General features: G+C 62.4%; 11 protein-coding genes. 9 read left to right on the top strand and 2 right to left on the bottom strand.

Annotation, left to right across the window (positions count from 1 at the left end; translation table 11 throughout):
• The first annotated feature begins 13 nt into the window (after positions 1-13).
• From atpD to rluF, 6 genes are all read left to right on the top strand, one after another.
• Positions 14-1387, top strand: coding sequence for a F0F1 ATP synthase subunit beta (gene atpD, locus QD228_RS10250; protein ID WP_077379807.1), 1374 nt, complete (start codon positions 14-16; stop codon positions 1385-1387).
• A gap of 29 nt (positions 1388-1416) precedes the next feature.
• A complete protein-coding gene (locus tag QD228_RS10245; protein WP_054556360.1) occupies positions 1417-1839 on the top strand; it encodes a F0F1 ATP synthase subunit epsilon in 423 nt (140 codons plus the stop codon).
• A 326-nt stretch (positions 1840-2165) separates the two neighbouring features.
• Positions 2166-3536, top strand: a complete 1371-nt coding sequence (gene glmU, locus QD228_RS10240; protein WP_279875502.1) for a bifunctional UDP-N-acetylglucosamine diphosphorylase/glucosamine-1-phosphate N-acetyltransferase GlmU — start codon at positions 2166-2168, stop codon at positions 3534-3536.
• 208 nt (positions 3537-3744) lie between these two features.
• Entirely contained in the window at positions 3745-4524 is a 780-nt protein-coding gene (locus QD228_RS10235) for a DeoR family transcriptional regulator (RefSeq protein WP_077379812.1), read from the top strand.
• A gap of 11 nt (positions 4525-4535) precedes the next feature.
• Positions 4536-6383, top strand: a complete 1848-nt coding sequence (gene glmS / locus QD228_RS10230) for a glutamine--fructose-6-phosphate transaminase (isomerizing) (RefSeq protein ID WP_077379814.1) — start codon at positions 4536-4538, stop codon at positions 6381-6383.
• Positions 6384-6552: 169 nt separating this feature from the next.
• Complete coding sequence (gene rluF, locus QD228_RS10225) at positions 6553-7842, top strand: 23S rRNA pseudouridine(2604) synthase RluF (RefSeq protein ID WP_077379820.1); 1290 nt, start codon at positions 6553-6555, stop codon at positions 7840-7842.
• Here the strand turns inward: rluF and QD228_RS10220 are convergent.
• Positions 7839-8531, bottom strand: a complete 693-nt coding sequence (locus QD228_RS10220; protein ID WP_077379821.1) for a YitT family protein — start codon at positions 8529-8531, stop codon at positions 7839-7841. The two genes, rluF and QD228_RS10220, sit on opposite strands and share 4 nt — an antisense overlap.
• 333 nt (positions 8532-8864) lie before the next feature.
• Between QD228_RS10220 and QD228_RS10215 the strand changes: the two genes are divergently transcribed.
• Positions 8865-9692 (top strand): DUF72 domain-containing protein, encoded by an 828-nt coding sequence (locus QD228_RS10215; RefSeq protein ID WP_240704349.1) that lies wholly within the window; start codon positions 8865-8867, stop codon positions 9690-9692.
• Between the two features lie 401 nt (positions 9693-10093).
• Entirely contained in the window at positions 10094-11461 is a 1368-nt protein-coding gene (locus QD228_RS10210; protein WP_077379825.1) for a sodium-dependent transporter, read from the top strand.
• A 482-nt stretch (positions 11462-11943) separates the two neighbouring features.
• On the opposite strand, the gene QD228_RS10205 is transcribed toward QD228_RS10210, so the two are convergent.
• Positions 11944-12162, bottom strand: a complete 219-nt coding sequence (locus QD228_RS10205; protein ID WP_077379827.1) for a hypothetical protein — start codon at positions 12160-12162, stop codon at positions 11944-11946.
• 166 nt (positions 12163-12328) lie between these two features.
• Between QD228_RS10205 and hexR the strand changes: the two genes are divergently transcribed.
• Positions 12329-13195, top strand: a complete 867-nt coding sequence (hexR, locus tag QD228_RS10200; RefSeq protein WP_043331730.1) for a transcriptional regulator HexR — start codon at positions 12329-12331, stop codon at positions 13193-13195.
• The last annotated feature ends 151 nt before the right edge of the window (positions 13196-13346 follow it).

Here is a 13346-nt window from a genome sequence, read left to right as displayed (position 1 = left end):
AGAGGAACCAGGAATGAGCGGACGTATCGTACAAATCATCGGCGCGGTGATTGACGTCGAGTTTCCGCGGGACGCAGTGCCCAAGGTCTACGACGCCCTGAACGTCGCCGATAGCGAGACCGTACTCGAAGTCCAGCAGCAGCTGGGCGACGGCGTGGTCCGTACTATCGCAATGGGTTCGACCGAAGGCCTCAAGCGCAGTCTCGCAGTTGAGAGCACTGGTGCTCCGATCTCCGTGCCGGTCGGCACGGCGACTCTGGGTCGCATCATGAACGTGCTGGGTCAGCCGATCGATGAAGCGGGTGACGTGGGTGCGGATGAGCACATGCCGATCCACCGTGCAGCCCCGAGCTTCGCGGAACAGGCAGCATCAAACGAGCTGCTGGAAACCGGCATCAAGGTCATCGACCTGGTCTGCCCGTTCGCCAAGGGCGGCAAGGTCGGCCTATTCGGCGGCGCCGGTGTCGGCAAGACCGTCAACATGATGGAGCTGATCCGTAACATCGCCACCGAGCACAGCGGTTACTCCGTGTTCGCGGGCGTGGGTGAGCGTACTCGTGAAGGTAACGATTTCTTCCACGAAATGAAGGAATCCAACGTTCTCGACAAGGTTGCCCTGGTCTACGGTCAGATGAACGAGCCGCCCGGCAACCGTCTGCGCGTGGCACTGACCGGCCTGACCATCGCCGAGAAGTTCCGTGACGAAGGTCGTGACGTTCTGCTGTTCGTCGACAACATCTATCGTTACACCCTGGCAGGGACCGAAGTGTCCGCACTGCTGGGTCGTATGCCGTCCGCGGTGGGTTATCAGCCGACACTGGCGGAAGAGATGGGCGTCCTGCAGGAGCGCATCACTTCTACCAAGACCGGCTCGATCACTTCCGTGCAGGCCGTCTACGTCCCCGCGGATGACTTGACCGACCCGTCTCCGGCGACCACCTTCTCGCACCTTGACGCGACTGTCGTACTGTCTCGTCAGATTGCCGAGCTGGGTATCTATCCGGCCGTTGACCCGCTCGACTCCACCTCTCGTCAGCTCGACCCGCTGGTCGTCGGCGAGGAGCACTACAACACTGCCCGTAACGTTCAGGGTGTGTTGCAGCGCTACAAGGAGCTGAAGGACATCATCGCCATCCTCGGGATGGACGAGCTGTCTGACGAAGACAAGCAGACCGTGGCACGTGCGCGCAAGATCCAGCGCTTCCTGTCACAGCCGTTCTTCGTGGCGGAAATCTTCACCGGCGCGCCGGGCAAGTACGTGTCCCTCAAGGACACCATCCGCGGCTTCCAGGGTATCCTGGACGGCGAATATGACGCACTGCCGGAGCAGGCGTTCTACATGGTCGGCACCATCGACGAAGCTGTCGAGAAAGCCAAGGGCATGTAATTTCCCTGTTCAGGCATGAGGAAACAGGTATGGCTATGAGCGTCCATTGCGACATCGTCAGCGCTGAGAAAGGCATCTTTTCCGGCCTGGTCGAGCGTCTCGTGGCTGCCGGCAGCGAAGGTGACCTCGGCATCATGCCGGGTCACGCACCGCTGCTGACCGAGCTGCAACCCGGCCCGATTCGCGTTCAGCGTCAGGGTGGGGCCGAGGAAATCTACTACGTCAGTGGTGGATTCCTCGAAGTGCAGCCGAACCTCGTTTCAGTCCTCGCCGACACCGCAGTACGTGCCGACGATCTGGATGAGGCGGCAGCCCAGGAAGCCAAGGAAGTGGCCTTGAAGGCCATGAACGATCAGGCTTCCGAACTGGAATACTCACGCGCCACGGCCGAACTGGCCGAGGCGATGGCCAAGCTGCGCACCGTGCAGCAGATGCGTCGTCACACGCGCTGAGATGCACTGGGCCATGATGGCCAGTGACAGGAAAGAGGCGACCTTCGGGTCGCCTTTTTTTATGCCCGAGAGGATTGACGCCTCTAGCCATCGAAGGTCGTCCCTTTGACGCCGGGGACTGACCGGGCTCATCAGGAAGGGTGCCGAGCCCATCGGAGAGATGGCTCAGGTGTCTTGCGGGCGACTGATGCTTTCGCGGGTCTGTTCTCGGCGACAGGGCCGTGGGTAAACCTCGTCACTGGCAGCTCAGGGTTCAGCTGCTATGATGGCGCCATTATTTTCAGGGGCTTCAGGTATGAAGACCCGCTTTCTACAGGAGTTCACCGATGAGCAGTGCAGAGCGTACCGACGTCGTCATTCTTGCCGCAGGCCAGGGCACCCGCATGCGTTCCAAATTGCCGAAGGTGCTGCACCCGTTGGCAGGCAAGGCGATGGTGCGTCATGTGGCTGACACCGCTGCAGGCCTGGACGGTGCGCATCTGAATGTCGTCATCGGTCATGGTGGTGAGCGTGTGCAGCAGCAGCTGGCCGACACCGGCGCGAGTTTTGCCGTTCAGGCAGAGCAGAAGGGCACCGGTCACGCCGTGGCCCAGTCACTGGAAGCCATCGGCGATGGCAAGGTGCTGATCCTGTATGGCGATGTGCCGCTGATTCGTCGCGAGACCCTCGAGGCGCTGCTGGCCGAAGTCAGTGAGCAGACTCTGGGCCTGCTGACGGTGATTCTGGAAGACCCGACAGGCTATGGCCGTATCGTGCGCGATAGCGAAGGTCGCGTCAGCGCCATCGTCGAGCACAAGGATGCCACGCCGGAGCAGCTGGCCATCCAGGAAGGCAACACCGGTATCCTCGCCACCACCGGTGCCCAGCTCAAGCGCTGGCTGCCGGCGCTGTCCGCCGACAACGCCCAGGGCGAGTACTACCTGACCGACATCATCGCCATGGCGGCCAGCGAAGGTGTCAACATCGCCACCGCCCAGCCGGCGGCGGTCGAGGAAGTGCAGGGCGTCAACAATCGTCTGCAGCTGGCCGATCTCGAGCGCGCCTTCCAGCGTCGTGAGGCCAACCGCCTGATGACCGAAGGTGCCAGCCTGGCGGACCCGGCGCGCATCGACGTGCGCGGCAAGCTGTCCATCGGTACCGATATCAGCATCGACGTCGGTTGTGTCTTCGAGGGCGAAGTGAGTCTCGCAGATGACGTGGTCATCGGCGCCCACTGCGTGATCCGCAATGCCACCATCGGTGCCGGCGCCAACATCGCGCCGCATAGCGTCATCGATGGTGCGGTACTGGAAGGTGACAACAATGTCGGGCCCTTCGCACGTCTGCGTCCTGGAACCGAACTGGCGCGCGGCGCGCGCATCGGCAACTTCGTCGAGACCAAGAATGCCCAGGTGGGCGTGAACGCCAAGATCAATCACCTGAGCTATGTCGGTGATGCCACCCTCGGCGAGGCGGTCAACGTCGGTGCCGGCACCATCACCTGCAACTATGACGGTGCCAACAAGTTCCGAACCGAAATTGGCGACAATGCCTTCATCGGCTCCAACTCCGCGCTGGTGGCGCCGCTCAAGATCGGTGCGGGTGCCACCGTGGGCGCTGGCTCGACCCTGAGCCGCGATGTCGCCGAAGGTGCGTTGAGCGTGGCGCGTGGCAAGCGTATCGACAAGCCGGAATGGCCGCGTCCGACCAAGAAGTGAACGGCAGCTTCAGTCGCGATGCTTGCTGGTGAGTGAAGGTGGGCATCAGAAACGGGGAGGCACCGACAGGTGTCTCCCCGTTTTGTCATCGCGGTCAGCTCTGTGGAACGGCGTGCAGGAATGAATCGTCTCATCCTGTCTCGTCTTTCACTTGATGTTTCGTTATGTCTCACTTATCTTTCGTTTCGAAACTTTATAGGGGGCCCTGATGTCCAAGCGTCTGACACCACAACGGCGTCACCAGATCCTCGAACAACTGGGACGTGACGGTGAAGTCAGTGTCGAGGCACTGGCGCGGGAACTCGCCACTTCCGAGGTCACCATCCGCAAGGATCTGGCCTTTCTCGAGAAGAGCGGCCTGCTGCTCAGGCGCTACGGCGGCGCCGTGGCCATGCCGCGTGAACTGCTGGTGCATGACGAACCGGTCAGTGCCGCCAAGCAGGCCATTGCCCGCCTGGCAGCCAGCCGTATCGGCGCCCATCAGCGCATCATCATCGACAGCGGTACCACCACGGTGGTGCTGATCCCCGAGCTCAAGGGGCGTGATGACCTGATCGTGATGACCAACTCGCTGAGCGTGGCCAATGCCATTCGTGAGCTGGAAAACGAGCCGGTATTGCTGATGACCGGTGGTACCTGGGATCCGCACTCCGATTCCTTCCAGGGACAGGTGGCGGAGCAGGTGCTGCGCAGCTACGACTTCGACCAGGTCTTCCTCGGCGCGGATGGTCTGGACCTCGAACGTGGCACTACCACCTTCAATGAGCTGATCGGCCTGTCACGCGTGATGGCCGAGGTGTCGCGAGAAGTCGTGGTGATGGCGGAATCCCACAAGCTGGGCCGTCGCATTCCCAACCTGGAGCTGGCCTGGTCCAGCATCAGTACCCTGATAACCGATGACGCGTTGCCTGATGCTGCGCGTGACCAGATTCGCGCTCATGGAGTCGAGGTGTTGATCGCCCCGCTCGTGGCGCCAGCAACAGCATAAGGAGATTGCTCATGTGTGGCATCGTAGGCGCCGTCGCCAGTCGTAACGTCCAGAACATCCTGCTCGAGGGTCTGCACCGCCTCGAATACCGTGGCTATGACAGTGCCGGCATGGCCGTGCTGTCCGAAGAGGGCCGCTTGAATCGCGTGCGTGCGCTGGGCAAGGTGGCGGCGTTGCAGGAGCGTCTCGAAGAATCACCGCTCAAGGGACGCGTGGGTATCGCTCACACTCGCTGGGCCACGCATGGGGCGCCGAGTGAAGCCAATGCTCACCCGCACCAGTCCGGTGACAGCCTGGCCGTGGTCCACAACGGCATCATCGAGAATTACGAGACGCTCAAGCGCGAGCTGCAAGGTCAGGGGTATGTCTTCACCTCCGAGACCGACACCGAGGTGGTCGCCCACCTGCTGGCGCGTGAATACACCCTGAGCCAGGACCTGCTGACCGCCGTTCAGAAGGCCGTCGCCCTGCTGGATGGCGCCTTCGCGCTGGGCGTGGTGCATCGTGCCCAGCCGGACGTGCTGATCGGCGCGCGTCAGGGCAGCCCGCTGGTGATCGGTGTCGGGATCGACGAGCACTTCCTGGCCTCCGATCAGCTGGCGCTGCTGCAGGTCACCGATCGCTTCATCTATCTCAAGGAAGGCGATCTGGTGCGCATGACCGCCGAGCAGATCGAGATCTTCGAGCAGGGCGAGCGTCTGATCACCGAGGCCAACGAGCGCCCGGTCCAGACCTTCGAGCACGCGCAGGATGCCGCCTCCAAGGGCGACTATCGCCACTTCATGCTCAAGGAAATCCACGAGCAGTCCCGTGTGCTGGCTGCCACGCTGGAAGGTCGCCTGAACGGTGATCACGTGCTGGTGCGCAGCTTTGGCAGCGAGGCGGAAAACCTCTTCCGTCAGGTCAAGCAGGTGCAGATCGTCGCCTGTGGTACCAGCTACCACGCCGGCATGGTGGCGCGTTACTGGATCGAGCGTCTGGCCGGCATTCCGGCGGCGGTCGAGGTCGCCTCCGAGTTCCGCTACCGTCCGGTGGTGGTGGCCGATGGCACCCTGTTCGTCACCCTGTCCCAGTCCGGCGAGACCGCCGACACGCTGTCCGCACTGCGCTATGCCCAGTCGCTGGGCGGCTTCCTCGGCAGTCTGGCGATCTGCAACGTTCCGGGCAGCTCGCTGGTGCGTGAATCAGACCTCAGCCTGATGACCATGGCCGGACCGGAAATCGGCGTCGCCTCCACCAAGGCCTTCACCACCCAGCTGGTCGGCCTGATGCTGCTGACGCTGTCGCTGCGTCGCGTGCGGGGTGGCGATGAGGCCGGAGAAGCCGAGGTGGTGCGTGAGCTGCGTCAGCTGCCGTCACTGGTCACCAAGGCGCTGGCCATGGACAGCGAGATCGAGCGTCTCTCAGAGGCCTTCGCCGACAAGCACAACGCGCTGTTCCTCGGGCGTGGCACCCAGTTCCCCATCGCGCTGGAAGGCGCGCTCAAGCTCAAGGAAATCTCCTATATCCACGCCGAGGCCTATCCGGCGGGCGAGCTGAAGCACGGCCCGTTGGCGCTGGTGGATGCCGACATGCCGGTGGTCGCGGTGGCACCCAACGACGAGCTGCTCGAGAAGCTCAAGTCGAACCTGCAGGAAGTGCGTGCACGTGGCGGGGAGCTGTTCGTCTTCGCTGACGAGAACATCAGTCTCGAAGAGAGCGAAGGCGTGCGCGTGCTGCGCATGCCACATGTCAGCGAAGTGCTGGCACCGATTCTCTACACTCTGCCGCTGCAGCTGCTGTCCTACCATGTCGCCGTGCTCAAGGGCACCGATGTCGATCAGCCGCGTAACCTGGCCAAGAGCGTCACGGTCGAGTGATCCGAGCTGCAAGACGGCTGCGTCATGTCTGGCGCAGCAGCAGATGAGCTCAGTCTCATCGTGCCAACGGCAGCCTCAGGGCTGCCGTTTTTGGTATCCTGTGCGCCTGCCTTCTTATCCTCTTACGTCCGCTGCGCGTTCATCGCCCGGCGCACGCACGTGACCTGCCATGACTGATCGCGACGCATCGCTTACCCGCCTCAACAAGTTCATCAGCGAAACGGGCTTCTGCTCGCGGCGCGAGGCGGATCGCCATATCGCCGAAGGGCGAGTGACCATCAATGGGGTCGTCCCCGAGATGGGCACCAAGGTCGCGCCGGGCGATGAGGTGCTGGTCAACGGCAAGCCGTTGAAGGCCAAGCAGGAAGCGGTCTATCTGGCCTTCAACAAGCCGGTGGGCATCACCTGTACCACCGAGCGCCACGTGGAAGGCAACATCATTGACTACATCGGTCATCCCAAGCGGATCTTCCCGATCGGTCGCCTCGACAAGCCCTCCGATGGCCTGATCTTCCTGACCAGTGACGGCGACATCGTCAACAAGATCCTGCGGGCCGGCAACGCCCACGAGAAGGAATATGTGGTGCGGGTCGACAAGCCGATCAACCCGGACTTTCTCAAGCGCATGGCAGCCGGCGTGCCGATTCTGGATACCATCACCCAGCCGTGCCGCATCGAGCAGATTTCCACCTACGTGTTCCGCATCATCCTGACGCAGGGGCTCAATCGCCAGATTCGCCGCATGTGCGAGGCGCTGGGCTATGAGGTCTTCAAGCTCAAGCGGGTGCGCATCATGAATGTCAGCCTGGACGGGCTGGGCATCGGCGAATGGCGCTATCTCACCCAGCGCGAGATGGACGACATCCATCGGATGATCGAAGGCTCCAGTGGTACCGAGGAGGCCTCACGACTGGCGGAGGCGCCGACGCCTTCCCAGCACGCGACTGCCGCGCGCCATCAGCGTGCCGCGCAGGATACGGATAGCGGCCGGCGTGGTGGTGCTCGGCGCGAGGACAGCAGCAAGCGCGCCATGGGCCAGCGCAGCTCGGATCAGCGCGGCTCAGGTCAGCCCAAGACAGGCCAACGCTCGGGTGCTCGCCAGGAAGGGGCGGGGCGGCGGGAGCGTACCGATGAGTCCAGGTCCGTTCGTGGCAATCAGGAACGCAGCAGCGCCGGCAAGGGCGGCTCCCAGCCGGGCAGCAAGAGCGCCAATGGCGCGGGCAAGCTCGCGAGCGGCCTCAAGCCACGCACGCGTGGCAAGGCCGGAGAGCGTCGCGATGAGCGCGATGCGGCGAGCAGGGGGGCTGGCGAAAAGTCCTCTGGTAGCAAGTCTTCTGGTAGCAAGACCTCTGGCAACACGACCTTTGGCAAGAAGAATCCTGGCGGCAGAAGTGCCGGGGGCAAGAGCTCGTCGTACAAGGGCGGCGGCGGCTCCAATGGCGGGCGTGGTCGCCGCTAGTGAGCTGCCTGCACCTGCTTGCCATCGTCTTGAGCGGTGGTGCTGGCATCTGAGCCTTGAGGCGTGCGGCGGTGGTAGCGGCCCAGTACGAAAGACAGCGTGGCGAACGCCAGTGCCGAGCAGATGACCTGCGGCCAGGGATAGACCAGCGCGGCGAGCGCGATCAGCAGCAGATCGAAGGCGAAAGTCGTGCGGCCTGCATGGATGGCGAAGCGTCGCTCCAGATCCAGCGCGAGAATGTTGAGTCCGCCGAGGGAGGCGTTCTCGCGAAACAGCAGGGTGACCCCCAGCCCGATGAGCAGGCCTGCGGCAATCGCCACCACCGGCAGATTGACGTCGCCCAGCGGCAGACTGACCGCCAGTAGATCCGTCAGGACCGAGAGCAGACTGACGCATCCCAGGGTGCGCAGCGTGAAGTTGAGCCCCAGCTGCTTCCAGGCCAGCCCGTAGAAGGGCAGGTTGATCAGGAAGAACAGACTGCCGAAGCTCAAACCCGTCAGGTCCGAGCCAAGCAATGACATCCCGGCAGTACCACTGACCAGCAAGCCGCCGGCCTGCAGCAGGCGCACGCCGAGTGCCACCAGCAGACAGCCCTCGAAGAGCGTGATCAGGCTACGCAGCGTGATGGCATTGGCCGCACGGGAGCGGCCGTCGTTGGCACGCAGGATGAGTCGTTGGAAAGCAGTCATGACAGGCTCCGGGGTATGGGCAGTCAACAATGGTGGCTTCCGACCTGCTTGTGGCGGGCAGAAAGCGATGTCGCGGCGAGGGGTGGTTCGCCTGTGACGGTTCATGCAGGAAGCGGACCATAGCACGCCGTGATGACAGTTTTTATTGTGCTTACGTCGCTCTAGCAGACGATATTATTCGGTGTATTGGGCCTTTGACCCTCACATTCCTCTAGCTATGGCGCCTTCATGCACCATTTTCATGCATCCTCCGCACCGACGGAGACGAATGTTCCGCACGCTGCGGGCCATGACAGAGCTTGCGAGGCGGGGCATCTTCATCTCGGGCTCGCGATGTGGGCCAACGATGACTGGCGCGGCAGCCTGCTGCCGGGCAGTGGCCCGCGCGAGCATCTGGCGGATTACGCGCAGGTCTTCGACTGTGTCGAAGGCAATACCAGCTTCTATGCTCTGCCGCCGGAGAGCGCCGTGGCCAGCTGGGCCCGCCAGGCGCCCGAGCACTTCCGCTTCTGCTTCAAGTTGCCGGGACGACTGACCCATGAGTTGAGGCTTCAGGGAATCGAGGAGGAGCTGGCGGAATTCCTGGCGCGGCTTGCGCCGCTTAAGTCGCGCATGGGGCCGATCATGATCCAGCTGCCACGCGACCTCGGGGAGGAGGTACTCCCGCGTCTTGCGCAATTCTTCGCGCATGTCGAGGGTGCTGGCCTTGATTGGGCCGTGGAGCCCCGTGCCCCGAGTTTCTTTGCCAAGGGCTCGGTGGAACGACAGTTGAATCGCTTGTTGATAAGTCACGGAGTCGATCGCGTGATGCTGGATGTCCGTCCACTCTTCAGTGGCCCTGATACCGCGCATCCAGGGCTTGCCGTGGCACGCTCGGAAAAGCCGCATCGCCCATTGCATGTGTTCTCCAGCGCACGCCAACCGCTGGTCCGCTTCATCGGGCATCATGACGACGCGACCAATCTGGCCTTCTTCCAGCCCTGGGTGGAACGCCTTTCCCTGTGGATAAGTCAGGGGAAAAGCCCTTTCCTGTTTGTGCATACTCCTGACAACAAGGCGGCTCCGGCCTTGGCGCGTCGTCTGGCCAATCAGGTGCTGGAGCGGCTTGATCGGCCATTGATCGGTGCCTTCCCCGGGGAAGGACAAGGACGTCTCTTCTAGCGCCATCCGCTGCCTGTCGCGCTTCAGTGTCTTGCGGGACGGGGGAAGTGACCTGCCGGCCTCAGTCGCTGTTTTCTATCGTGAGGCGATGGTCTGAGGGTGGCTTGCTGGTAGATATCGGGTCAATCGAGTAACTTTACCTACCTATTGTCGTTACCACGGCGATATTTACCGGGGCGGGCAGCGTGTCCATTCCGGCGTGTCTATCGACACCAGTCTGTCTGTCATACGGGCCTATCCGGCCATGATGACGGCCAGATGCACCACAGCAGTGATCCTGCGACGCCATCCTGTCGGCCACGGTTCATCCTTCCGTCTCGCCAGCATGATGCAACAAGCACAACAAGATGCCACAGGCCGCTACCCGTGGCTGGCATCATCGCGACGAATCAGGGACTCACATGTCATCCAAACCGCATTCCCACGCTCAGTGGTCTTCTCGCCTGGCCTTCACCCTGGCCGCCGTCGGTTCCTCCGTCGGACTGGGCAACATCTGGAAATTCCCGTACATGACCGGTGAGAGCGGCGGCGGTGCCTTCGTTCTTGTCTATCTGGTCTGCATTCTGTTGATCGGTCTGCCGATCCTGATGTCCGAGTGGCTGCTGGGCCGCCTGGGACAGAAGAACCCGATCTCGACCATGAGTCACATCAGTGCGCGCCTCAAGCGTAGCCCCGCCTGGGTGTTGATCGGGGTGGCCGGTGTGCTCGGCGCCTATCTGATCCTGTCCTTCTACAGTGTCATCGGTGGCTGGGCACTGGCCTTCATCGCTGACGCCGCCAGTGGCAGCTTCGAAAGCCTGACCTCTGACACGGCAGGCAGTCTGTTCGGTGGTCTGCTGGGCGACCCGACCACCCTGCTGGCCTGGCACAGTGCCTTCATGCTGATGGTGATCCTGGTCGTGGCCGGGGGCGTCGCGGGTGGTCTGGAGCGTGCCGCCAAGATCCTGATGCCGCTGCTGGCGGTCATGCTGGTCATGCTGGTCGGGTATGCGGCGACCACTGATGGCTTCGCCGAAGCGGCTGCCTGGCTGCTGACACCGGACTTCTCCAAGCTCGACAAGGATGGCGTGCTGGCGGCGATGGGGCATGCCTTCTTCACCCTGTCATTGGGCATGGGCATCATGATGGCCTACGGCTCCTATCTCTCCGATGACGTCAACATCGGGCGTACCGCGCTGATCGTGGTGGTGCTGGATACCGTCATCGCTCTGCTGGCGGGGCTGGCCATCTTCCCGGTGGTGTTCTCCAATGGTCTCGACGCCGCTGCGGGCCCGGGCCTGATCTTCCAGACCCTGCCGCTGGCCTTCGGCCACATGCCGGGCGGAGAAGTGTTCGGCGTGGTGTTCTTCGTGCTGCTGGTCTTCGCGGCCTGGACCTCAGGCATCTCGCTGCTGGAACCCATCGTCGAATGGCTGGAAGAGAAGACGCCGATGTCACGCGTGGCCTCTGCCTGGGTGGCGGGGATCGCGACCTGGCTGCTGGGGATCGCCACCATCCTGTCCTTCAATCTGTGGAGTGATGTGGCGCCGCTGGGCATGTTCGCCAAGTTCGAGGGCATGACCATCTTCGACCTGCTTGATTACGCGACCAGCAAGCTGATGCTGCCGCTGACCGGCCTGGCGACCATCGTCTTCGTCGGCTGGTTCATGGGGCGTGATGAAGTGCGCAGTCAGCTCAACATGAGCGACTCGGCCTTCAAGCTGTGGAGCTTCGTGGCGCGCTTCATCGCCCCGATCGGCGTGGTGGTGGTCTTCGCCTCCAGCCTGTAATCCCGGCCCCACTCTTCAGGCTGTCCTGATGTTCTGTCAGCACGGATCTGACGGCATTGAAGAACGACAAGAGGCTCGCCTATCCGGCGAGCCTCTTGCGTTTCTGGCCGAGATGGCCCGTGCACGACACCCAGGCGGCGACTCGATGCTCAGTGTGGGAGATGGCGGGCGTCACGTTCATGTCGGTGTGTACTTGCACCCTGTTGGTGCATCGTCCTGGGCGATGACATGACAATGAGGCAGAGAATGTCGGTGCAGATGAAGGACGATCGAGAGTGACACCGTGGCGAGCGCGCGGCAGAAGGCAGAGTCGTTGCAGAGGGAAATGAAGGCTGAGGGCCCGAAGGCAGAAGAAAATGTCGCGAGGGGGGCTGACCATGCTCATCAGAGATGGCGGCAAGGAAGACAGAAGCCCTAGTCCCTGAGCTGGCAGGGAGATGGGGACTGCTCGGCGGGGAGACGTATCGCTCCCCGCCCGAGAATCAGTGGGTATCGATATCGCTTTCCGTTTCCAGCACTTCGATGTCGCTTAAATCCTCGCTCAGGCGCTTGATTTCGTTGTGCATTTCGATTCCGCGTCTGGCGCGGAGGTGGCGGACTGCGCTTTGTTTCTTGCGGGCCTGATGTTCGTCGGCACCGAGGGTCATGAAAATATCGAGAAGCTCGTTCTTGAGCGTATCTACCTGCTCTGAATTACGCATGATTCGACCTCCATGGCATCCAAAGGATGTGGGCTTTCACTGGCGCCACACCGTTTTACTATAGCTCACTTGACAAAATTGTGACCATAGACCGCCTGTGATGGCGACACCCCCCGGGGGATGTCGTAAGCTCAGGCATGCCCATGAAGTCTGCAAGGAGTGTGCCGTGAGTCATGCCATCTTCGACGACCTGAGGAGCCGGATGGAGAATTTCCGCCGCTCTGAACAGAAGGTTGCCCGTTACGTCCTCCGCCATCCGGAGGAGGTGATTCACATGCGGATCGTCGATCTGGCCAGTGAATCCTCGGTCAGTGAACCGACGGTAGTGCGCTTCTGTCGTGCGATGGGCTTTGCCGGCTTCCAGGACTTCAAGCTCCAGCTGGCGCAACGCCTGGCCACGGGCACCCAGTTCGCCCAGTTCTCGATGAATGACTCCGACAGCGTGGCGGAGTTCTCTCACTCGCTGTTCGATTCCACCATCGGCACGCTGCTGTCAGTGCGTGACCGTCTGGATGCCGAAGCCGTCGCACGTGCCATCCACTCGCTGGCCTCCGCCAGCCGGGTCGAGTTCTACGGCTATGGCGCCTCGGGTGCCGTGGCCCACGATGCCCAGCACAAGTTCTTTCGTCTGCAGATCTCCACTGCCGCCTACACCGACCCGCACATGCAGAACATGTCAGCGGTGACGCTGGGGCCGCGCGACGTGGTGGTCGCCATCTCCCAGACCGGACGCACCAAGGCGCTGATCGCCAGCGTGCGTCTGGCACGGGATGCCGGCGCGACCGTCATCGGCCTGTGTCCCAGCGGCTCGCCGCTGGCGGATGAGGTCACGCTGCCGCTGCATATCGATGTGCACGAAGATACCGAGATCTATACGCCGATGAGCTCACGCATCGCGCACCTGGTGATCGTCGATACGCTGGCGGTCGGTGTCGCCAAGGCGCGTGGGCCCAAGCTCAAGGAGCAACTGGAAGCGGTCAAGAAGAGCCTCGCCACCCTGCGCATCGACGACCACGATTTCGATACCCACTGAGTTCTCGTCACTCAGCACTCGCCAGCAGGATATTGCCCGACAGGGATCAACCATCAGGGGTGCACAAGGCAAGGAAGAGCAAGGCAGGCCGCTGTGATAAGGTGGATGCCTGAACAGGGGCAGTGAATCTCATGCTGCTCCGCTCCTCGAC

Source organism: Cobetia sp. 3AK, from assembly GCF_029846335.1.
Lineage (GTDB): Bacteria > Pseudomonadota > Gammaproteobacteria > Pseudomonadales > Halomonadaceae > Cobetia > Cobetia marina.
Note: the sequence above shows the minus strand (reverse complement) of the source record. Positions and strands in the feature narration are given on the sequence as shown.